Source organism: Streptomyces sp. NPDC090108 (assembly GCF_044747185.1).
In the GTDB taxonomy this organism is placed as follows: domain Bacteria; phylum Actinomycetota; class Actinomycetes; order Streptomycetales; family Streptomycetaceae; genus Streptomyces.
On sequence record NZ_JBIVDQ010000001.1, the window covers coordinates 490,219 to 509,457 of the forward strand.

Here is a 19,239-nt window from a genome sequence, read left to right on the forward strand (position 1 = left end):
GGAAGGACGGGGCCATCTCATGTCACGTCACCTCAGCGGCGGGCGACACCCTCGGCGCGGGCCGCGGCGGCGACCGCGGCGGTCACGGCGGGAGCGACGCGCTCGTCGAACGGCGACGGGATGACGTAGTCGGCCGCGAGGTCGTCACCCACGACGGCGGCCAGCGCCTCCGCGGCGGCGATCTTCATGCCCTCGGTGATCCGCGTGGCCCGCACCTGGAGGGCGCCCGCGAAGATCCCGGGGAAGGCCAGCACGTTGTTGATCTGGTTCGGGAAGTCCGAGCGCCCGGTCGCGACGACGGCCGCGTACTTGTGCGCCACCTCGGGGTGGACCTCCGGGTTCGGGTTGGCCATCGCGAAGACGAAGGCACCCTCGGCCATGGAGGCGACCGCCTCCTCCGGGACCGTGCCGCCGGAGACGCCGACGAAGACGTCGGCGCCCGCGAGCGCGTCCTCCAGCGAGCCGGTGATGCCGGCCTTGTTGGTGAAGGAGGCCACCTCCCGCTTGACCGGCGTGAGGTCCTCGCGGTCCGCCGAGACGACACCCTTGCGGTCCGCGACCGCGACGTCTCCGATGCCGGCCTCGACCAGCATCCTGGCGATGGCGACACCGGCCGCGCCGGCGCCCGAGATGACGACCCGGAGCTGTCCGATCTCACGCCTGCTCAGCCGCGCAGCGTTCCGCAGCGCCGCGAGCGTCACGACGGCCGTGCCGTGCTGGTCGTCGTGGAAGACCGGGATGTCCAGCCGCTCCTGGAGCCGGCGCTCGATCTCGAAGCACCGGGGGGCCGAGATGTCCTCCAGGTTCACTCCGCCGAACGAGGGAGCGAGCCGCACGACGGTCTCGACGATGTCGTCCACGTCGGTGCAGTCGAGCGCGATCGGCACCGCGTCGACTCCGCCGAACTGCTTGAAGAGGATGGCCTTGCCCTCCATCACGGGGAGGGAGGCCTGGGGACCGATGTCCCCGAGCCCGAGCACGGCCGTACCGTCGGTGACGACGGCGACCACACTGGACTTCCAGGTGTAGTCGTTGACCAGGTCGGGCTGTTCCGCGATCGCGGTGCACACGCGCGCCACACCGGGCGTGTACGCGAGGGAAAGGTCGTCCTTGTCGCGGACCGGCACGGTGGCCTGCACAGCCATCTTGCCGCCGCGGTGCAGCGCGAACACCGGGTCGAAGGAATCGAGGGGCTCGGCCCCGCGCTCCTGGTCCGTACCGTTGTCGCTGCGAGGATTGACGATCTCCGCTGCCACTTTGTTGTACCCCTTAGGTATGCATGGTTGAGGGTCGTCCACTCCGGGTGAGGAGTGGGCGGGCACCGCGCATGCCCCGATCGCCGATGGGCACGGACGCATACGCGACGGGCGCGCCGCACACGCGCCCTGAGCCCCGGATGAGGGGTGTAAAGAACCTTCTTACCGGACGGACGGCTCCGCCGACGAGTCCATTAGGTCCAAGGTCACATCTACGGACCACAAAGCCACGGACGGGTGCCGGACGGATGCGGGACGGCACCGATGACGTGCCGGACGGGGGTCTACGGCACCGAGGGCGCCGCGGGGGATGCCTGGTCCGGACCTGACCGCATGGAGAGCGGATGGCCAAAAAGCTCCGGTCCTCGCGTCCGCGTCCCGGTACGGCCGGAGATCCTCCGGCCGGAAGGACGGATTCCCGTTCACCGTTCACCTGCGGTGAACCGAGGATGTACCGACCTGTTGCGGTTCGGGGGTCACCCGTTATCCGATTTTGACATGGAGACGCCCCTGAATGGCGTAGTCCGACTGGCAAGATGCCGTAAACCCACGAGGTCGCGACACCCGATGGTGTGTGTTCTCGTCGACCCATCGGCACCTCTTCCATCCGCCGGAGGAACCACGATGACCGCAAGCTCCCCCCGTCGTACGACCGCCGCGCACTCCCGGCTAGCTGCGGTCGGTGCGATCGCGGTCGCAGGCGCCCTGCTGCTCACCGGCTGCGGTGACCAGACCAAGGGCAAGAACGAGCACTCCGGCAGCGCGTCCGCGGGCAGCGCCCCGCTGGCCGGCAAGCTCCCCCGGTCCATCCGGGACAAGGGCGAGATCAAGGTCGGCTCCGACATCGCCTACGCCCCGGTCGAGTTCAAGGACGCGTCCGGCAACGTCACGGGCCTCGACCCCGAGCTCGCGGCCGCCATGGGCAAGCAGCTCGGCGTGAAGCTGACGTTCGACAACGGCACCTTCGACGGCCTGCTCACCGGTCTGCGCTCGGGCCGCTACGACATCGCGATGTCCGCGATGACGGACAACAAGAACCGCCAGGAGGGCGTGGACGGCGACACCGGAAAGAAGGTCGGTGAGGGCGTCGACTTCGTCGACTACCTGACCGCCGGCGTCTCGATCTACACGCGCAAGGGCGACACCAAGGGCATCGCGTCCTGGACGGACCTGTGCGGCAAGAAGATCGCCGTCGAGCGCGGCACCGTCTCCGAGGACCTGGCCAAGCAGGAGGCCAAGAAGTGTCCGGCGGGCAAGAAGCTCACCATCGAGCCCTTCGACGACGACCAGCAGTCGCAGACCCGGCTGCGCTCGGGCGGCGTGGACGCGGCCTCCTCCGACTTCCCGGTGGCCGCCTACGCGGTGAAGACCTCCGGCGGCGGCAAGGACTTCGAGCTGGTCGGTGACCAGGTCGAGGCGGCGCCGTACGGCATCGCGGTGGCCAAGGACGCCACCCAGCTGCGGGACGCCCTCCAGGCCGCGATGAACGCGATCATCAAGAACGGCGAGTACGCCAAGATCCTCCAGAAGTGGGGCGCCGAGGACGGCGCCGTCAAGGAGTCCGTCGTCAACGGCGGCAAGTGACCCGCGGACCACGAGCGGCCACTGAGAGGCAATACCCGTGACTGACATCGAGAAGACGGCCGGGGAGCGGGACACTCCCCCGGCCGGCCCGGAGGCCATCAGAGCCATCCCGGTCCGGCACTACGGGCGATACGTTTCCGCGGTCGTCGCCATCGCGCTCCTCGGCGCGATCGTCTACGCGTTCGGCCAGGGAAAGATCAACTGGCAGGCGGTACCGGACTACTTCTTCGACGACCGGATCCTGACCGGCGTCGGCAAGACCCTCCTGCTGACGGTCCTGTCGATGCTGATCGGCATCGTCGGCGGCATCGTCCTCGCGGTGATGCGGCTGTCGAAGAACCCCGTGACCTCGTCGATCGCCTGGTTCTACATCTGGTTCTTCCGCGGCACCCCGGTGCTGGTGCAGCTGTTCCTGTGGTTCAACCTGGGTCTGGTCTTCGAGTACATCAACCTCGGCCCGATCTACAAGAACTACTGGTCGGACTTCATGACGCCGTTGCTGACGGCGCTGCTCGGCCTCGGTCTGAACGAGGCCGCGTACATGGCCGAGATCTGCCGGGCCGGTCTGCTCGCGGTGGACGAGGGCCAGACCGAGGCCTCCCACGCCCTGGGCATGAGCCACGCGAAGACCCTGCGGCGGATCGTGATCCCGCAGGCGATGCGCGTGATCGTGCCGCCCACGGGCAACGAGGTCATCAACATGCTGAAGACGACCTCGCTCGTCGCGGCCGTCCAGTATCCCGAACTGTTCCGCTACGCCCAGGACATCGGGCAGAACTCCGGTGCCCCGGTGGAGATGTACTTCCTCGCCGCGGCCTGGTACCTGATCATGACCTCGGTGCTGAGCGTGGGCCAGTACTACATCGAGCGGTACTACGCCCGCGGCTCCAGCCGCAGCCTGCCGCCGACCCCGTGGCAGAAGGTGAAGGCCAACATGCTGTCCCTGGGCCGTCCGAAGGGAGGCATGGCATGAGCGACAGGCTGAGCAAGGAGGACGCCGTGCCCGAGCGGTCCTCCGTCCCGATGGTCAAGGCCGAGGGCGTCCACAAGTCCTTCGGTTCCGTCCAGGTCCTCAAGGGCATCGACCTGGAGGTGAAGCCCGGCGAGGTGTTCTGCCTCATCGGCCCCTCCGGCTCGGGCAAGTCGACGTTCCTCAGGTGCATCAACCACCTGGAGAAGGTCAACGCCGGCCGGCTCTGGGTCGACGGCGAGCTGGTCGGCTACCGCCAGAAGGGCGACAAGCTGTACGAGCTGAAGGACAGCGAGGTCGCGCTCAAGCGCCGGGACATCGGCATGGTCTTCCAGCGCTTCAACCTGTTCCCGCACATGACGGCCCTCGAGAACGTCATGGAGGCTCCGGTCCAGGTCAAGGGCGTCGCCAAGAGCCAGGCCAAGGCGCGCGCGGCGCAGCTGCTGGAGCGGGTGGGCCTCGCCGACAAGGCCGGGAACTACCCCTCGCAGCTCTCCGGCGGCCAGCAGCAGCGCGTGGCGATCGCCCGCGCCCTCGCGATGGACCCGAAGCTGATGCTGTTCGACGAGCCGACCTCGGCCCTGGACCCGGAGCTGGTGGGTGACGTGCTCGACGTCATGCGCGACCTCGCCGAGTCCGGCATGACGATGGTCGTCGTCACGCACGAGATGGGCTTCGCCCGCGAGGTGGGCGACAGCCTGGTGTTCATGGACGGCGGCGTGGTGGTCGAATCCGGCCATCCTCGCGAGGTGCTGACGAACCCCCGGCACGAGCGCACGCAGTCGTTCCTGTCCAAGGTGCTGTAGGCACTCCGGGGGTCGGTCCCACGGACCCACGGGTCTACGGGTCTACGGGCCCACGAGCCCACGGGGTACGGGTCCACCGGCCTGCGGGTCCGCGGGCCCACGGCCCACGGGAGAGGGGCGGTACGAGGATCCTCGTACCGCCCCTCTCCCGTGACCGCCCGCGACGGCCGTTCCTCCGGGGCTACTTGAGCGCGAGGAGGAGGGTGTCCGACGGTGAGCACCACACCGGCCGGGCCTCGCCGAAGCCCTGGGCGCGCAGGGTGTCCGCGTGCCAGGCCGCCGACGGCATGTCCCCGTCCGCGTGCTCGCCGTAGATCTCGAAGCGGCGGGCGGTGGGCCCGGCGAGCACGGGGTCCTTCGCCGCCAGCTCCCACCACTGCGCCCAGTCCAGGGCGCCGTCCCGCCTGGCCCGTTCCATGCCGGCGTGCCGCCGGGCACGCTCGGCGGCGTTGATCCGGGGGGTGCTCCCGTCGATCATGTGGTCCGCGTTCATGAACACCCCGCCGTCGCGGGTGAGGCCGGCGACCTGGCCGTAGAGGGACGCGAGGGGTCCGTCGTGCAGCCAGTGCAGCGCCGTGGCGGTGAGGACGGCGTCGTAGGAGTCGTACGGCAGTGCCGACGTCCAGCCGGGGTCCTTGAGGTCGGCGGTGACGAAGGAGACGCGTCCGTCGCCCGCGAAGGTGCCCCGCGCGATGGCGAGGAGGGCGGGGTCGAGATCGACGCCGGTGCTGGTGGCCCCGGGGAAGCGGGCCAGGAGGCGGGCGGTGATGCTGCCGGTGCCGCAGGCCAGGTCGAGCACGCGCGGCGTGGTGCCGACGAGCGCCTCGACCATGTCGAGCATGATCCGGAACCGTTCCTCGCGGTCCGGCATGTACCACTCCTGCTGCCGGTCCCAGCTCGCCTGCCAGGCGGCCCAGTCGGTGGCGCTGACGCTGCCGGTGGTGCTGTCGGTGCCGGTGCTGCCGTCGGTGTCGTTGTGACCGGTGGTGCCGGTATTGATGTTCATCGGTCCCTGCCCCCTCATGCACGCGTAATACCCTGGAAGCACGACCGGCTGTTACCCGACCGCAGACATGACCCTAGAGCGCCCCCGTAAGGACTACAAGTGGAACTGGCCTATTACTCGGACTACGCGGTACGGCTCGTCAACAGCGAGGAGCCGGTCCGCGGCAAGGACGCGCTGACCTCCGTCGAGGCCGTCCGCGATCTCTTCGGCGGCAACGCGTCGGCGGGCCGTCGCGCCACCGACGCCGACGTCACCCGGTTCCGCTCGGTCCGCGGCCGGCTGCGCGCTGTCTTCGAGGCGGCCGACCAGGGCGACGAGACCCTGGCCGTGGACCTGCTGAACTCCCTGCTGCTGGAGTTCCCGGTCAGCCCCCAGATCTCCGGCCACGACCACCGCGACGACGACGGCCGCCCCCTGTGGCACATGCACCTGGCCGACCACCCGTCCAACGCGACCGCCGGATACGCGGCCATCGCGGCGATGGGCCTGGCCTTCCATCTGACCGAGTACGGCGTCGACCGCCTCGGCCTGTGCCAGGCGGCCCCCTGTCGCAACGCCTACCTGGACACCTCCACGAACCGCTCCCGGCGCTACTGCTCCGACCGCTGCGCGACCCGCGCCAACGTGGCCGCCTACCGGGCCCGCAAGCGCCTGGAGGCCGACCGGCCGGAGAGCAGCGGCCTGGCGGCGGAGAACGCCCAGCGGGCCAGCGCCAGCGGCGAACGCTGACCGCTCGGGAGCGGCCGGTAGCGGAAGCGGGCCTTCCCGAGGATCAGTTCCTCGGGCACGACGCCGTAGTCGGTGCTGTCCCCGCCGGCGTACGGGTTGTCCCCGAGCACCCACCAGCCGCCCTCGCGCCGCTCCACGGCCCGCTTGACCACCAGCAGGTCCTGCTGGAACGGATGGCGCAGCACCACGATGTCCCCCGGCCGCACCGGGACGCCGTACTGCAGCAGCAGCCGGTCCCCGTGGTGCAGCGTGGGCACCATGGACGGCCCCGTCACCTCGGCCAGCCCGAAGGGCGCCACGGCCTTCCCCCGCTCGGTCTCCTGCGACAGCTCCGGCATCCCCGGCACCTCCCCGCTCCGTTCCTCCACAGTCTCAGTCTCACCCTGGACTTTTGTCCTAAGCCCTGGGGGGCACTCGGGAAAACCCCTACCGCAGGGAGTAATGTCCCACCTGAGAAGACGATCACGAGGAAGGAATGCTCCATGCTTTCCCGCCTGTTTGCCCCCACGGTCAAGGTCAGCGCACACTGCGACCTGCCCTGCGGTGTGTACGACCCGGCTCAGGCCCGCATCGAGGCGGAGTCGGTGAAGGCCATCCAGGACAAGATGGCCGCCAACGACGACCCGCACTTCCAGATCCGTGCCACGGTGATCAAGGAGCAGCGCGCCGAGCTCGCCAAGCACCACCTGGACGTGCTGTGGAGCGACTACTTCAAGCCCCCGCACTTCGAGAGCTACCCCGAGCTGCACACGCTGCTCAACGAGGCCGTGAAGTCCCTGTCGGCGGCCAAGGCGTCCACCGACCCGGCGACGGGCCAGAAGGCGCTGGACTACATCGCCCAGATCGACAAGATCTTCTGGGAGACCAAGAAGGCCTGACCCCGGTCGCGCTTTCGGGCCGGTGACCTCCTGGGTTCCCCGGTCCTCCTGCCCGCACCCGGTCCGACAGCCGCCGCCCACGGCGGCCGCTTCGGTCCGGGTGCGGTCTTTTTTCCGGCCGATGCCCGGCCGATGCCCGGTCGATCCGCGGCCGATCCCCGGTGGTTTCCCCGGCCTCCGGACGGCCGCGTCTCCGGCCGTGCCTATGCTCGGGGGCCATGTTCTCCATTCGCTGGACGTACGCCTTCGCCGACCGGCCCGCCGCGCGCCTTGCCGACGCCGGGGCATTCTGGACGGCCGTCACCGGGACCCGGCTGTCGGAACCCCGCGGTGACCAGGGCGAGTTCATGACGCTGCTGCCGTGCGAGGCCGGGTCGGACGCGTGCCTGAAGCTCCAGGGGGTGGACGGGGAGGGCGGGGCGCACCTCGACCTCTGCGTCGACGACGTCCCGGCGCTCGTCCGCGGGGCGCGGGAGCTCGGTGCGACGCTCGTCGCGGACCACGGCGACTGGACCGTACTGCGCTCTCCCGGCGGGCAGTTGTTCTGCGCGGTGCCCTGGCACGGCGAGGCGGTACGGCAGCCGGTGGCCGAGGGCAGCCGGCCGGACCAGGTGTGCCTCGACGTGCCGCCGTCGGTGTACGACGCGGAGACCGCGTTCTGGTCGGCGCTGACCGGCTGGGACCGGGTCCGGGGCACGCGGCCGGAGTTCCTCACCCTGGTGCCGCCCGCCGGGCTCCCCGTGCGCATCCTCCTGCAGCGCCTGGCCGGGGAACGGGCGCCCTCCGCCCACCTGGACCTCGCCTGCGCGGACCTCCAGAAGACGCGCGCCCGGCACGAGGGCCTGGGGGCCGTGTTCGTCGCCGGTCATCCCCACTGGGCGGTGATGCGCGACCCGTCGGGCGGCACGTACTGCCTGACCGGCCGGCATCCCGTCACCGGAGAGATCCCGGCCGCCGGGGACCCGCAGGACGTGTAGGCCGCGCGGGCCCCCGTGCTCTCAGCCCCACCGCTCCACGTCGACGACGGCGTCCACCGGCACCGGTCCGTACACGTGCGGGAACTCCTCCCCGTGGGGCGGCATGGCCTCGTAGCGCACCGGCGCCTCCAGGCGCGCCGGGTCGACGACCAGCACCACCAGGTCGTCCTGCCCCGTGCGGTCGTCGCCGTAGAGGAAGGCGGCGACGCGCGGGAGCTGCTCACGGGTGGAGAAGTGGATGAACCCCACCTCCTGGAGGGTGCGGCCACGCGTGGAGACCTCGTAGACGCCCCGCTCACGGGCCGCCTCCCACAGGGAGCGTTCGGTGATGTGCAGGATGTTCGGCAGTTTCGGCATGCGCCCACGCTATGTCTCCCGCCGGCCGGCCCGCGCCGGACCGGGAGCGGGAGCGGGCACGCGCCCTCAGGGCTTCCCGGGGAAGGGATCGTCCGGTCGTTCCGCGCTCTCCTGGGGAGCCGCGTCCTCACCGGCGGAGCCGGCCCCGGCCTCTGAGGCACCGGCCCCGGCGGAACCGGCCCGCGCGGCGCCGGGCGGCGGGGCGGACAGCGTGGCCGGTGGGCCGGAGGGGTCGCCGTAGGCCGCGCAGCGCGGGTCGCGGCAGGGACCGGGCTTCCAGACCGGCACCCACGCGCCCAGGGTCTTGTGCCGCCCGGCGACCGTGTCGACGGGCTGTCCGCAGGCGGGACAGACGTGGACCTGCTTGCCCATGCCACCAGCGTAGGACCGCCCGGGTGACGGCGCTTCCCTCACTGGTACCCGGGCGGGCCGTGGCCGGGGTGCCGGTTCGGCGCGCGCAGCGCCGGTACCCGCACACAGTGGGGGTGTGCGGGTACCGGCGGGCCGGAGCCCCCGAGGGCCGTGCGGGGTCAGGAGCCGCACGGGCCCGAGGGCTCCGGGGTCTTCGGCGGCCGCCCGGCGCGCGGGCTCAGCTGCTGCGCCGGGTCACGAACTCCGCGAGGGCCAGCAGTCCGCCCGCCGCCTCGGGGGCGGGCACCGCCCGCGCCAGCTCCTGCACGGCGAGAGCCATCCGGTCGGCGGCCTCGGCCTGTGCCCAGTCCCGGCCGCCCGCCCGTTCCACCGCCAGGGCCGTCCGTGCGATGCCGCCGGTGTCCCTTTCGTCGTGCGGTTCCCGGTACAGCGCGGCCAGTTCGGCCGCCTCCGGGGTGCCGGAGGCGAGTGCCGCCACCACGGGCAGGGACTTCTTGCGGACCGCGAGATCCGCGCCGGCCGGCTTGCCGGTGCGCGCCGGGTCGCCCCATATGCCGATCACGTCGTCGATCAGCTGGAAGGCGAGCCCCGCCTGCCGGCCGAAGCTGTCCAGCGCGGCCACGGCCTCGTCCCCCGCGCCGGCGTAGAGCCCGCCGAGGGCGCAGGCGCAGCCCAGCAGGGCACCGGTCTTCGCCTCGGCCATGACGAGCACCTCGTCGAGGGTGACCGCGTCGGGTGCGCGCGACTCCATGTCCGTGTCCGTGTGCTGTCCTTCGCACAGCTCCATCACACAGTCCGCGATCCGGGCGGCGGCCCGCACGGAGGCCGGGTGCGGGTCGTCGGCGAGCAGGCGCGCGGCCAGCGCGTGGAGGGCGTCCCCGACGAGGATCGCGTCGGGTGTCCCGAACACGGTCCAGGCCGTGGGACGGTGCCGGCGCGTGGTGTCCCGGTCCATCACATCGTCGTGCAACAGCGTGAAGTTGTGGACCAGTTCGACCGCGGCGGCGGCCCGCACGGCCGCCGTTCTCGCCTCGTGGCCGCCGAGCGCGGCGGCCGCGGCGAGCACGAGCGCCGGCCGGATCGCCTTGCCCGCGTTCCCGGTGGCCGGCGTTCCGTCCGCCCGCTGCCAGCCGAAGTGGTACAGCGCGACCCGGCGCATGGAGCCGGGCAGTGTGTCCACGGCCGCGCGCAGCACCGGGTCGACCAGGACCCGGGTCCGCTCCAGCAGGACCGGCGCCTCCTGCCCGTCGAGCGCCCCGGCGTCTCCGTACGGCTCCCGCCGCTCGTGCGGTGCCGGTGGAGCGGGCTCCTCTCCCCCGGCGCCGCCGGTGCGCCTGGCCCCTTGCGTACGCCGTCTGGTCCCCGTCATGAACTCGGCCATGGCTCCCCCTCGCGGAGTCCGCGGGCGCCGGGGCGTCCGCTCCGGCTGGACGCACACCCCCGCCGTGCCCCCGCCCCGGAGGGCGGGGGCACGGCGGCGAAGCGCGGGAATGTCACCTCCACCGGCCGATCTCGACGTTCTCCAGCACCCCGAGCGCGTCGGGCACGAGGACGGCGGCCGAGTAGTAGGCCGTGACCAGGTACTTGATGATGGCCTGCTCGTTGATGCCCATGAAGCGGACCGAGAGGCTCGGCTCGATCTCGTCCGGGATCCCGGACTGCCGCAGTCCGATGACGCCCTGGTCGTCCTCGCCGGTCCGCAGGGCGATGATCGAGGTCGTACGGGCCTCGGTGACCGGGATCTTGTTGCAGGGGTAGATCGGCACGCCCCGCCAGGTGGGGATGCGGTTGCCGCCGACGTCGATGCTCTCCGGGACCAGGCCGCGCTTGTTCAGCTCACGGCCGAAGGCGGCGATCGCGCGCGGGTGGGCGAGGAACATCTTGGTGCTGCGCCGACGGCTCAGCAGCTCGTCCATGTCGTCCGGGCCGGGGACGCCGTCGTGCGGCTGGATCCGCTGGTCGTACTCGCAGTTGTGGAGCAGGCCGAACTCCCGGTTGTTGACGAGCTCGTGCTCCTGGCGCTCCTTCAGCGCCTCGACCGTGAGCCGCAGCTGCTGCTCGGTCTGGTTCATCGGCTGGTTGTACAGGTCGGCGACGCGCGAGTGGATGCGCAGCACGGTCTGGGCGATGCTCAGCTCGTACTCGCGAGGGCGGCCCTCGTAGTCGACGAAGGTGCTCGGGATGTCCGGCTCGCCGGAGTGGCCGGCCGCCAGCGCGACTTCCTTCTCGCCGTACTTGTTGGTGCGCTGCTCCGGGACGGCACGCAGCTGCTGGAGGTGGTCGCGGAGCGAGTCGGCGCGCTCCGCGACCTGCTCGAAGTCCTGGCGGCTGAGGATCAGCACCGTGCATCCGGTGTCGGCGCGCGCGGTGTACTCCCAGATGGCGTCCGGGTCGAGCAGGGCCTGTTCGCCGAAGTAGGCGCCGTCCGCGAGGACGCCGAGGACCGCGTCGTCGCCGTAGGGGCCGGTGCCGACCTTCTCGACCCTGCCGTGGGCCAGCAGGTACACCTCCTCGGTGCGGCTGCCGAAGGAGGCGATCACCTCGCCGGGTGCGAAGTCCCGCTGCCGGCAGCGCCGGGCCAGCTCGGTCAGCACCTCGTCGTCCTCGTACGAGCGCAGTGCGGGCAGTTCGCCGAGTTCCGCCGGGATGACCTCGACCTGGTCCCCGGTCTTCACGAAGGTGATGCGGCCGTCTCCGACGGCGTAGGTCAGCCGCCGGTTCACCCGGTACGTGCCGCCGTGCACGTCGACCCAGGGCAGTGTGCGCAGCAGCCAGCGGGAGCTGATCTCCTGCATCTGGGGTACGGACTTGGTCGTGGTGGCCAGGTTCCGCGCGGCCGCTGTACCGAGGGACTGCTGCGGCTTGTCCTGATCCGTGCGGACCTCTTCGCCTACCGACATAACGAAACGCCCTCCCATGTCTGCCGTACGCCCGGTACCGGATCGTGCCGTGCACCGGTCTCACGGAGGGGAGCCTTTCATCACGGAGTGTGTCCGCACTATTACCCGAAAGAGCGGGAATGGATCATCCGACTAGTGGGCAGAAAGAGGGACCTCGCACAGACGCCCCACCCGCCCCGAGTTGTCCGGAAACGCTCGCACAGTGTCCGAACGAATGGTCCGGGGCGTCCCGTTCTCGGTAGAAGCGTCGCTGAGAACAGCACGATCGGGAGTGGGCCGCGCACAGCGCCCACCGGCACGGCACGAAGGAGGCGGTCATGGCCCTCCCCATGTCCGCGAGCGGGTTTCTGAAAGCGCTCAAGGCCGAGGGCGTCAAGGTCGTCGAGGTCGACGACTGGCGCCATCACAACCGCAGCCACAAGGGTCTGTGGGGACCCGTGCACGGCGTCATGATCCATCACACGGCGACGCGGGGAAGCGCGCACACCGTGGAGGTCTGCCGGGACGGCCGCGCGGACCTGCCGGGGCCGCTGTGCCACGGCGTGATCACGAAGGACGGCACGGTCCATCTGGTGGGCTACGGCCGCACCAACCACGCGGGGCTCGGCGACGACGACGTCCTGCGCGCGGTGATCGCCGAGAAGCGGCTGCCGCCGGACAACGAGGCGGACACCGACGGCAACCGGTACTTCTACGGCTTCGAGTGCGAGAACCTCGGCGACGGCGAGGACCCCTGGCCCGAGGCCCAGATGGAGGCGGTCGTCCGCACCGCCGCGGCCGTCTGCCGCCACCACGGCTGGACACAGCGGTCGGTCATCGGCCACAAGGAGTGGCAGCCGGGCAAGGTGGACCCGCGGGGCTTCACGATGGCGTCCCTGCGGGACCGGATCGAGGAGCGCCTGAAGGACTGAGCGGCGCGGATACGCGGGAAGCGCCCGGGGTGCGCCGGGCGTCCGGGTCCGGGCGACAATGGGCCCGTGACCAGCCCCGACCCGCTCGCGCCCGCGCTCCCCTCACCTCTCCAGGAGGTCGAGGACGATCGTTTCTCCGCGCGGGGTGTGCGGCTGCTGCTCAAGCGGGACGACCTGGTCCACCCGGAGCTGATCGGCAACAAGTGGCGCAAGCTGGTGCCGAACATCGAGGCCGCGCGCGGCCGGCCGCTGGTCACCTTCGGCGGCGCCTACTCCAACCACCTGCGGGCCACGGCCGCGGCGGGACGGCTCCTCGGGCTGCCTACCGTCGGCGTCGTCCGCGGCCAGGAGCTCGCGGACCGGCCGCTCAACCCGTCCCTCGCCCGCTGCGCGGCCGACGGGATGCGGCTGCACTTCGTCGAGAGGTCGGTGTACCGGCGCAAGGGCGAGCCGGAGACACTGGCCGCGATCCTGCGCGCGGCCGGCGCCGAGGACGCGTACGCCGTGCCCGAGGGCGGCAGCAACACCGCGGCGGTACGGGGCTGCCGGGAGCTCGGCGCGGAGCTGCGCGGCCGGGCGGACGTGGTGGCGGTGGCCTGCGGGACGGGCGGCACGCTCGCCGGACTCGCCGCCGGGCTGGGCCCGGGACAGCGCGCACTCGGCGTCCCGGTCCTCAGGGGCGGCTTCCTGGAGGCGGACGTACAGGCCCTCCAGGAGCGCGCGTTCGGCGCCCGCACGGGCGACTGGACCCTGGACGACCGTTTCCATTGCGGCGGTTACGCCCGCAGCACCCCGGAGCTGGACGCCTTCGCCGCGGACTTCGAGGACCGCCACGGTCTGCCCGTGGAACGTCTCTATGTCGCCAAGTTGCTCTACGGACTCGCCGCGCTGGCGGACGAGGGCGCCTTCGCGCGCGGGGCGACGGTCGCGGCGGTGATCACCGGACGTCCGTTCCCGTCGGATCAGCCCGCCTCCCGGTAGGCCGCCGCCTCCTCCAGGTCGAGCCTGCGCAGCAGGGCGCGCAGCATCTCGTCGTCGATGTAGCGGTGGTCGCGGAGGAAGACGAAGACCTTGCGTTCGGCGCCGATCATGTCGCGCGACAGGCGGCGGTAGGTGTCGTCGACGGACTCCCCGGTGACCGGGTTGACCTGGCCGAGCCGTTCCCAGACCGCGTTGCGGCGGCGCTCCAGGGCGGCGCGGAGGCGGTCGGCGAGGGGCGGGGGCAGGGTGTTGCGCTCGTCGGCGAGGAGTTCGGCGAGGCGCTCCTCCGCGGCACGGGAGGCCTGGGCCTGGGCGTTGGCCTCGGCGAGGGTCTCGGCCTGGCGGTCGCGGCCGGGGAACTTCAGCAGGTGGATGAGCGGGGGCAGGGTCAGGCCCTGGACGACCAGGGTGCCGATCACGCTGGTGAAGGTCAGGAAGAGGATCAGGTTGCGCTGCGGGAACGGCTGTCCGCCGTGCACGGTGAGCGGGATCGAGAAGGCGACGGCGAGGGAGACCACGCCGCGCATGCCGGCCCAGCCGGTGACCAGGGCGCCCTTCCAGGTGGGGTTCTGCTCGCGTTCCCTGATGCGTGCCGACAGGACGCGGGGCAGGAAGGTCGCGGGGTAGACCCAGACGAACCGGGCCAGGACGACGACGAGGAAGAGGGCGATGGCGTACCAGGCGGCCTTGGTCCCCTCGTACGCGCCGAGGCCCCTGAGGACGACCGGGAGCTGGAGGCCGATGAGGGCGAAGACGGCCGACTCCAGGATGAAGGCGACCATCTTCCAGACCGCCTCCTCCTGGAGCCGGGTGGCGAAGTCGACCTCCCAGGCACGGTGGCCGAGGTAGAGGGCGACGACCACGACGGCCAGCACCCCGGAGGCGTGGAACTGCTCGGCGACGCTGTAGGCGACGAACGGGATCAGCAGGGAGAGGGTGTTCTGGAGGAGGGGCTCCCTCAGGTGGGTGCGCAGCCAGTGCAGGGGCGCCATGAGGACGAGGCCGACGACGACGCCGCCCACGGAGGCGATCAGGAACTCGGTGATGCCGCCCGTCCAGGTCGCGCCCTCGCCGACGGCCGCGGCCAGGGCGACCTTGTAGGCGGTGATCGCGGTGGCGTCGTTCAGCAGGGACTCGCCCTGGAGGATCGTCGTGATCCGGGACGGCAGTCCCACGCGCCGGGCGACGGCGGTGGCGGCCACCGCGTCCGGCGGTGCCACCACGGCGCCGAGCACCAGTGCGGCGGTGAGCGGCAGCCCGGGTACGAGCCGGTAGGCGGCCAGACCGACGACGCAGGTCGCGAAGAGCACGTAGCCGACCGACAGCAGCGCCACCGGCCTGCTCTGGGCCCGCAGGCCGAGGTAGGAGCTGTCGCTCGCCGAGGTGTACAGCAGCGGGGGCAGCAGCAGCGGCAGGATGACGTCGGGCTGGAGGGTGTAGTCCGGCACCCCGGGGACGTAGGAGACCGCGAGGCCCGCCGCGACGAGCAGCAGGGGCGCCGGCACCGGGCTGCGCCGGGCCGCACCGGCGACCGCGGCACTGCCCGCCACCAGCAACAGCAGCGGCATCACGTCCATGGTCCTCGCCCACCCTCGATTTTCCGCGCGGCCACCCGTGCGACCGTCGTAATCTGGCAATCATGAAACAGTGCACGCACGCCGAGGCGCTGCCGCACCCGGATCCCGCGCCGCTCAGTGAAACCTGTCTGGACTGCGTCGCCGACGGGACGCACCCGGTGCAGCTCCGGCTCTGCCTGACCTGTGGCCATGTCGGCTGCTGCGACTCCTCGCCGAAGCAGCACGCGTCGGCACACCACACGACGTCCGGTCACCCCGTGATGCGGACGTTCGAACCCGGCGAGGACTGGCGGTGGTGCTTCGTGGACCACGTACTCGTATGACCCGCCGCGTTCCCGTGTGACACTGCACGGGAGACGGCACGCGGCAGCCGCCGTCGCGGACGGTTCGAGCGCCTGACGTCTGGGTACGTCAACCCGGCGCGCGCTCTTCCCATTTGGGCTCGCGAACCCCCTAGACACGGAGCGTATCCACAGCTTTACTGTGAGTGACGCCAGGGGGCCGGGGTCCCGGGGACAGGAACGTTCCGAGCGCGGTAGCGTCACCGCGGAACCATGTACGCGTTACCCCGGGGGGCGACCCTCGGCCCCGTAAAGCTTGTACCACCATGGAGGTGAGGGTGTCCCAGATCGCAGGCGAGCCCACGGCGAACCAGGACTTCGTGGAAGTCCGTCTGCCGGCTGCGGGTGCCTACCTGTCGGTGCTGCGGACGGCCACGGCCGGTCTGGCGGCCCGCTTGGACTTCACCCTGGACGAGATCGAGGATCTGCGCATCGCCGTGGACGAGGCCTGCGCGATCCTGCTCCAGCAGGCCGTGCCGGGCTCCGTGCTCAGCTGCGTCTTCCGGCTCGTCGACGACTCGCTGGAGGTCACGGTCTCGGCGCCGACCACGGACGGTCACGCCCCTTCGCGTGACACCTTCGCCTGGACCGTGCTCTCGGCCCTCGCGGGCAAGGTCTCGTCCGCGGTCGACGACGACAAGACCGTGTCGATCAGCCTCTACAAACAGCGCGGCGCGGGTCCCGGGCCGGCGTGAGGAACGGGGACGGTCCGGTGCGGGACGAAGAGCGTGGCACACGGGAACTGCCGTCGGAGGCCGTCGGCCCGGCGACCGGATCCCGACGCATGACCGACGGCATCGACGGCATCCCCGAGCAGGCCAGACCACACCCGGAGGACGACTCCGCGCAGGTCGGCAGGGACGGTGCCGTGCAGGGCGCGCCCGCGCAGGAGCGCGGCGGACCCGGTTCCGTCGCCCGGCCGGAGGCGGGGGCTCGGAGAAGGGTGACGGGCGGGACGATGAGCGAGCACGAGCGATACGCCGAGGACGACGCGCTGGGCACGCGTGCCGTGCAGGCCGCACGGCACGACCCCCACGACCGCAGCGGGGCGCGTGCGATGTTCGTCGAGCTGCGCAAGCTGAAGGAGGGCAGCCCGGAGTACGCGGAGCTGCGCAACCGGCTGGTCCGCATGCATCTGCCGCTCGTCGAGCACCTCGCGCGCCGCTTCCGCAACCGCGGCGAGCCGCTGGACGACCTGACCCAGGTCGCCACGATCGGTCTGATCAAGTCCGTCGACCGCTTCGACCCGGAGCGCGGCGTGGAGTTCTCCACGTACGCCACCCCGACCGTCGTCGGCGAGATCAAGCGGCACTTCCGCGACAAGGGCTGGGCGGTCCGGGTGCCGCGGCGCCTGCAGGAGCTCCGGCTGTCGCTGACGACCGCGACGGCCGAGCTGTCGCAGCAGCACGGCCGCTCCCCGACGGTGCACGAGCTGGCGGAGAAGCTCGCCATCTCGGAGGAGGAGGTCCTGGAGGGCCTGGAGTCCGCCAACGCGTACTCCACGCTGTCCCTGGACGTCCCCGACACCGACGACGAGTCCCCGGCGGTCGCCGACACCCTCGGCGCCGAGGACGAGGCGCTGGAGGGTGTGGAGTACCGCGAGTCCCTCAAGCCGCTGCTGGAGGACCTGCCGCCGCGCGAGAAGCGCATCCTGCTGCTGCGCTTCTTCGGGAACATGACCCAGTCGCAGATCGCGCAGGAGGTCGGCATCTCGCAGATGCACGTCTCCCGGCTGCTCGCCAGGACCCTGGCCCAGCTGCGGGAGAAGCTGCTGGTCGAGGAGTAGCGCGGGAGAGGAGGGCGCGGGAGCCGCGGTCCGACCGGTGCCCTACTCGGCCCGGCCGGGCCCCTTGATCCCGAGCGCCTGGGTGGTGGCCCGGTTCACCAGCAGGACCAGGGAGGCGACGGCCACCGCGGCGAGGGCGATCCCGACGCCGATGGACATGCTGTCGACCTTCAGCAGGTTGTAGGCCACCGGCAGGGCCATGATCTGCGTGATGACGGCGGGGCCCCGGCTCCAGCCGCGCCGGAGCAGCAGCCCGCGCGCGGCGAGCAGGGGCAGCAGCGCGAGCACGGCCAGGGTGATCCCGCCGGTCACGGCCTGCTGCCGGTTGTCCGGGTCGCCGGTCAGTCCGAGGACGAGGACCCACACGCCGGCGGCCACGAGGGCGATCCCCTCCAGCGCGGACAGGGATGCCGCCCAGATCAGGCGGCGCGGGCGCGGTGCGTCCGCGGTGACGGCGTCGGTGTCCGGGGCGGGGTTCTGCTCGCTGCTCACTCCAGAAGGGTAGCCCTGTGCGCGGCGGACCCGGCCGCCCCGTCCCCGGCCCGCACCCGCCTCGCGGACGGCCCCGCCCTGACCTGTGTGTCCCCGCCGGTCCTCACCATGTCCCGCCCCGCTTTCCCCGTGCCGCCGGTTCCATTCCCGTACGCGCGCGGAGCCTCGCGTGTTCAGGCTCACGTCGTCTTCTCTTACCGGATCCCTAACTCGGTCTGGGCCGGGTACCCCCCAGTAGGTACGCTGCGAGTCATGCGTGCACTTCTCGTGGTCAATCCGGCGGCAACCACTACGAGCGCACGCAGACGTGATGTCCTCATCCACGCGCTCGCCAGCGAGATGAAGCTGGAGGCGGTCACCACCGAGTACCGCGGTCACGCGCGCGACCTGGCCCGGCAGGCGGCGGAGAGCGACGACATCGACATGGTCGTGGCCCTGGGCGGCGACGGCACGGTCAACGAGGTGGTCAACGGCCTGCTGCACGCCGGCCCCGACCTGGAGCGGCTGCCCGGTCTCGCGGTGGTCCCCGGCGGCTCGACCAATGTCTTCGCCCGCGCGCTGGGTCTGCCCAACGACCCCGTCGAGGCCACCGGTGCCCTGCTGGACGCCTTGCGGACCGGCAGCGAGCGGGTCGTCGGCCTGGGGCTGACCTCGGGGACGCCCGGCACGGAGGACGAGTCGGTGCCGGAGCGCTGGTTCACGTTCAACGCCGGGCTGGGCTTCGACGCGGGCGTGGTCGGCCGGGTCGAGCAGCAGCGCGAGCGCGGCAAGAAGTCGACGCACGCGCTGTACGTGCGCCAGGTGGTCCGCCAGTTCCTCGGGGAGCAGCACCGCCGGCACGGCACGATCACCCTGGAACGGCCGGGCGCCGACCCGGTCGGTGATCTTGTTGTCGCCATAGTCTCGAACACGTCCCCTTGGACGTATCTCGGCAATCGCCCTATGTACACGTCACCTAAGGCGTCGTTCGATACCGGCATCGATGTACTCGGTCTCAGCCGTCTGTCGACGGCCGCTGTCGCCCGGTATGGGACCCAGTTGCTCACTTCGTCCCCCGAGCGGGGACCGCAGGGAAAGCATGCGGTCTCACTGCACGATCTGGACCGCTTCACCTTGCATTCGAAGGTCCCGTTGCCCCTCCAGATGGACGGCGACCACCTAGGGCTGCGAACGAGCGTGACGTTCACAGGCGTACGCCAAGCACTGCGTGTGATTGTGTGAGCGGAACGGGCGAAAGTCCTTTCACTCGAACGTTTAGGCCAGGATCCACCCCATGGAAGTACGGCTGTGACCTAGTCGACACCGAGGAATCAAAA

The 19,239-nt window shown here is 71.4% G+C and carries 21 protein-coding genes; 12 read left to right on the forward strand and 9 right to left on the reverse strand.

All coding sequences use genetic code 11. The features are described from left to right. Nucleotides 1-32 precede the first annotated feature (32 nt). A complete protein-coding gene (locus ACIPRD_RS02075) occupies nt 33-1,256 on the reverse strand; it encodes an NADP-dependent malic enzyme (protein ID WP_356405509.1) in 1,224 nt (407 codons plus the stop codon). A 624-nt stretch (nt 1,257-1,880) separates the two neighbouring features. On the opposite strand from ACIPRD_RS02075, the gene ACIPRD_RS02080 reads away from it, so the two are divergent. The 3 genes from ACIPRD_RS02080 to ACIPRD_RS02090 are packed head-to-tail and all read left to right on the forward strand — an operon-like array spanning nt 1,881 to nt 4,616. Continuing rightward, nucleotides 1,881-2,840, forward strand: a complete 960-nt coding sequence (locus ACIPRD_RS02080) for an ABC transporter substrate-binding protein (RefSeq protein ID WP_356405511.1) — start codon at nt 1,881-1,883, stop codon at nt 2,838-2,840. Between the two features lie 37 nt (nt 2,841-2,877). Then, the gene (locus ACIPRD_RS02085) at nt 2,878-3,813 is read left to right on the forward strand and encodes an amino acid ABC transporter permease (RefSeq protein WP_356405513.1); all 936 of its coding nucleotides are present in this window, start codon (nt 2,878-2,880) and stop codon (nt 3,811-3,813) included. Then, nucleotides 3,810-4,616 carry an amino acid ABC transporter ATP-binding protein gene (locus tag ACIPRD_RS02090; protein WP_356405515.1) on the forward strand — a complete coding sequence of 269 codons (807 nt, stop codon included), beginning with the start codon at nt 3,810-3,812 and terminating at the stop codon, nt 4,614-4,616. Before ACIPRD_RS02085 ends, ACIPRD_RS02090 begins: the two co-directional genes overlap by 4 nt. 181 nt (nt 4,617-4,797) lie before the next feature. Here ACIPRD_RS02090 and ACIPRD_RS02095 read toward each other — a convergent pair whose 3' ends face one another. Next, on the reverse strand, nt 4,798-5,622 hold the full coding sequence (locus ACIPRD_RS02095) for a class I SAM-dependent methyltransferase (protein WP_401559154.1): 825 nt from the start codon (nt 5,620-5,622) through the stop codon (nt 4,798-4,800). Between the two features lie 99 nt (nt 5,623-5,721). On the opposite strand from ACIPRD_RS02095, the gene ACIPRD_RS02100 reads away from it, so the two are divergent. Continuing rightward, nucleotides 5,722-6,351, forward strand: a complete 630-nt coding sequence (locus ACIPRD_RS02100) for a CGNR zinc finger domain-containing protein (RefSeq protein WP_356405519.1) — start codon at nt 5,722-5,724, stop codon at nt 6,349-6,351. On the opposite strand, the gene sodX is transcribed toward ACIPRD_RS02100, so the two are convergent. Then, a complete protein-coding gene (sodX, locus tag ACIPRD_RS02105) occupies nt 6,255-6,689 on the reverse strand; it encodes a nickel-type superoxide dismutase maturation protease (protein WP_356405521.1) in 435 nt (144 codons plus the stop codon). The genes ACIPRD_RS02100 and sodX overlap by 97 nt on opposite strands. Nucleotides 6,690-6,833: 144 nt before the next feature. Between sodX and sodN the strand changes: the two genes are divergently transcribed. Both sodN and ACIPRD_RS02115 read left to right on the forward strand, forming a co-directional pair. Then, nucleotides 6,834-7,229 (forward strand): superoxide dismutase, Ni, encoded by a 396-nt coding sequence (gene sodN, locus ACIPRD_RS02110; RefSeq protein WP_356405523.1) that lies wholly within the window; start codon nt 6,834-6,836, stop codon nt 7,227-7,229. A gap of 218 nt (nt 7,230-7,447) precedes the next feature. Continuing rightward, entirely contained in the window at nt 7,448-8,206 is a 759-nt protein-coding gene (locus ACIPRD_RS02115) for a VOC family protein (RefSeq protein ID WP_401559158.1), read from the forward strand. Nucleotides 8,207-8,227: 21 nt separating this feature from the next. On the opposite strand, the gene ACIPRD_RS02120 is transcribed toward ACIPRD_RS02115, so the two are convergent. The 4 genes from ACIPRD_RS02120 to ACIPRD_RS02135 form a co-directional block, all read right to left on the reverse strand. After that, entirely contained in the window at nt 8,228-8,563 is a 336-nt protein-coding gene (locus tag ACIPRD_RS02120; RefSeq protein WP_401559161.1) for a DUF952 domain-containing protein, read from the reverse strand. Between the two features lie 66 nt (nt 8,564-8,629). Continuing rightward, on the reverse strand, nt 8,630-8,935 hold the full coding sequence (locus tag ACIPRD_RS02125) for a hypothetical protein (RefSeq protein WP_401559164.1): 306 nt from the start codon (nt 8,933-8,935) through the stop codon (nt 8,630-8,632). A gap of 217 nt (nt 8,936-9,152) precedes the next feature. Continuing rightward, nucleotides 9,153-10,316, reverse strand: coding sequence for a family 2 encapsulin nanocompartment cargo protein polyprenyl transferase (locus ACIPRD_RS02130; RefSeq protein ID WP_401559167.1), 1,164 nt, complete (start codon nt 10,314-10,316; stop codon nt 9,153-9,155). A gap of 112 nt (nt 10,317-10,428) precedes the next feature. Continuing rightward, nucleotides 10,429-11,835 carry a family 2B encapsulin nanocompartment shell protein gene (locus ACIPRD_RS02135; RefSeq protein WP_356405548.1) on the reverse strand — a complete coding sequence of 469 codons (1,407 nt, stop codon included), beginning with the start codon at nt 11,833-11,835 and terminating at the stop codon, nt 10,429-10,431. A 317-nt stretch (nt 11,836-12,152) separates the two neighbouring features. On the opposite strand from ACIPRD_RS02135, the gene ACIPRD_RS02140 reads away from it, so the two are divergent. Both ACIPRD_RS02140 and ACIPRD_RS02145 read left to right on the forward strand, forming a co-directional pair. After that, nucleotides 12,153-12,746: an N-acetylmuramoyl-L-alanine amidase gene (locus ACIPRD_RS02140; protein ID WP_356405551.1), complete on the forward strand. Its 594-nt coding sequence runs from the start codon at nt 12,153-12,155 to the stop codon at nt 12,744-12,746. A 66-nt stretch (nt 12,747-12,812) separates the two neighbouring features. After that, nucleotides 12,813-13,727 (forward strand): 1-aminocyclopropane-1-carboxylate deaminase/D-cysteine desulfhydrase, encoded by a 915-nt coding sequence (locus tag ACIPRD_RS02145; protein ID WP_401559171.1) that lies wholly within the window; start codon nt 12,813-12,815, stop codon nt 13,725-13,727. Here the strand turns inward: ACIPRD_RS02145 and ACIPRD_RS02150 are convergent. Next, nucleotides 13,709-15,304 carry a Na+/H+ antiporter gene (locus ACIPRD_RS02150; RefSeq protein WP_356405555.1) on the reverse strand — a complete coding sequence of 532 codons (1,596 nt, stop codon included), beginning with the start codon at nt 15,302-15,304 and terminating at the stop codon, nt 13,709-13,711. The genes ACIPRD_RS02145 and ACIPRD_RS02150 overlap by 19 nt on opposite strands. Before the next feature lie 62 nt (nt 15,305-15,366). Here ACIPRD_RS02150 and ACIPRD_RS02155 point away from each other — a divergent pair, with 62 nt between their 5' ends. The 3 genes from ACIPRD_RS02155 to ACIPRD_RS02165 all read left to right on the forward strand — a co-directional run bounded on the left by ACIPRD_RS02155 (nt 15,367) and on the right by ACIPRD_RS02165 (nt 17,431). Further along, nucleotides 15,367-15,627, forward strand: a complete 261-nt coding sequence (locus ACIPRD_RS02155; RefSeq protein ID WP_356405557.1) for a UBP-type zinc finger domain-containing protein — start codon at nt 15,367-15,369, stop codon at nt 15,625-15,627. 296 nt (nt 15,628-15,923) lie between these two features. Continuing rightward, nucleotides 15,924-16,340: an anti-sigma regulatory factor gene (locus ACIPRD_RS02160; RefSeq protein WP_356405559.1), complete on the forward strand. Its 417-nt coding sequence runs from the start codon at nt 15,924-15,926 to the stop codon at nt 16,338-16,340. A 17-nt stretch (nt 16,341-16,357) separates the two neighbouring features. Further along, nucleotides 16,358-17,431: an RNA polymerase sigma factor SigF gene (locus tag ACIPRD_RS02165; RefSeq protein WP_356405561.1), complete on the forward strand. Its 1,074-nt coding sequence runs from the start codon at nt 16,358-16,360 to the stop codon at nt 17,429-17,431. A 42-nt stretch (nt 17,432-17,473) separates the two neighbouring features. Here ACIPRD_RS02165 and ACIPRD_RS02170 read toward each other — a convergent pair whose 3' ends face one another. Next, nucleotides 17,474-17,923 (reverse strand): hypothetical protein, encoded by a 450-nt coding sequence (locus ACIPRD_RS02170; RefSeq protein ID WP_356405563.1) that lies wholly within the window; start codon nt 17,921-17,923, stop codon nt 17,474-17,476. A gap of 252 nt (nt 17,924-18,175) precedes the next feature. Here ACIPRD_RS02170 and ACIPRD_RS02175 point away from each other — a divergent pair, with 252 nt between their 5' ends. Then, a complete protein-coding gene (locus ACIPRD_RS02175; RefSeq protein ID WP_356405565.1) occupies nt 18,176-19,144 on the forward strand; it encodes a diacylglycerol kinase family protein in 969 nt (322 codons plus the stop codon). Nucleotides 19,145-19,239 lie beyond the last annotated feature (95 nt).

Excerpts from the sequence above, each read along its gene's own strand:
- ACIPRD_RS02080 (WP_356405511.1), top strand. The coding sequence starts at position 1,881 with ATGACCGCAAGCTCCCCCCGTCGTACGACCGCCGCGCACTCCCGGCTA.
- ACIPRD_RS02090 (WP_356405515.1), top strand. The coding sequence starts at position 3,810 with ATGAGCGACAGGCTGAGCAAGGAGGACGCCGTGCCCGAGCGGTCCTCC.
- ACIPRD_RS02095 (WP_401559154.1), bottom strand. The coding sequence starts at position 5,622 with ATGAACATCAATACCGGCACCACCGGTCACAACGACACCGACGGCAGC.
- sodX (WP_356405521.1), bottom strand. The coding sequence starts at position 6,689 with ATGCCGGAGCTGTCGCAGGAGACCGAGCGGGGGAAGGCCGTGGCGCCC.
- sodN (WP_356405523.1), top strand. The coding sequence starts at position 6,834 with ATGCTTTCCCGCCTGTTTGCCCCCACGGTCAAGGTCAGCGCACACTGC.
- ACIPRD_RS02115 (WP_401559158.1), top strand. The coding sequence starts at position 7,448 with ATGTTCTCCATTCGCTGGACGTACGCCTTCGCCGACCGGCCCGCCGCG.
- ACIPRD_RS02120 (WP_401559161.1), bottom strand. The coding sequence starts at position 8,563 with ATGCCGAAACTGCCGAACATCCTGCACATCACCGAACGCTCCCTGTGG.
- ACIPRD_RS02125 (WP_401559164.1), bottom strand. The coding sequence starts at position 8,935 with ATGGGCAAGCAGGTCCACGTCTGTCCCGCCTGCGGACAGCCCGTCGAC.
- ACIPRD_RS02130 (WP_401559167.1), bottom strand. The coding sequence starts at position 10,316 with ATGGCCGAGTTCATGACGGGGACCAGACGGCGTACGCAAGGGGCCAGG.
- ACIPRD_RS02135 (WP_356405548.1), bottom strand. The coding sequence starts at position 11,835 with ATGTCGGTAGGCGAAGAGGTCCGCACGGATCAGGACAAGCCGCAGCAG.
- ACIPRD_RS02140 (WP_356405551.1), top strand. The coding sequence starts at position 12,153 with ATGGCCCTCCCCATGTCCGCGAGCGGGTTTCTGAAAGCGCTCAAGGCC.
- ACIPRD_RS02150 (WP_356405555.1), bottom strand. The coding sequence starts at position 15,304 with ATGGACGTGATGCCGCTGCTGTTGCTGGTGGCGGGCAGTGCCGCGGTC.
- ACIPRD_RS02155 (WP_356405557.1), top strand. The coding sequence starts at position 15,367 with ATGAAACAGTGCACGCACGCCGAGGCGCTGCCGCACCCGGATCCCGCG.
- ACIPRD_RS02175 (WP_356405565.1), top strand. The coding sequence starts at position 18,176 with ATGCGTGCACTTCTCGTGGTCAATCCGGCGGCAACCACTACGAGCGCA.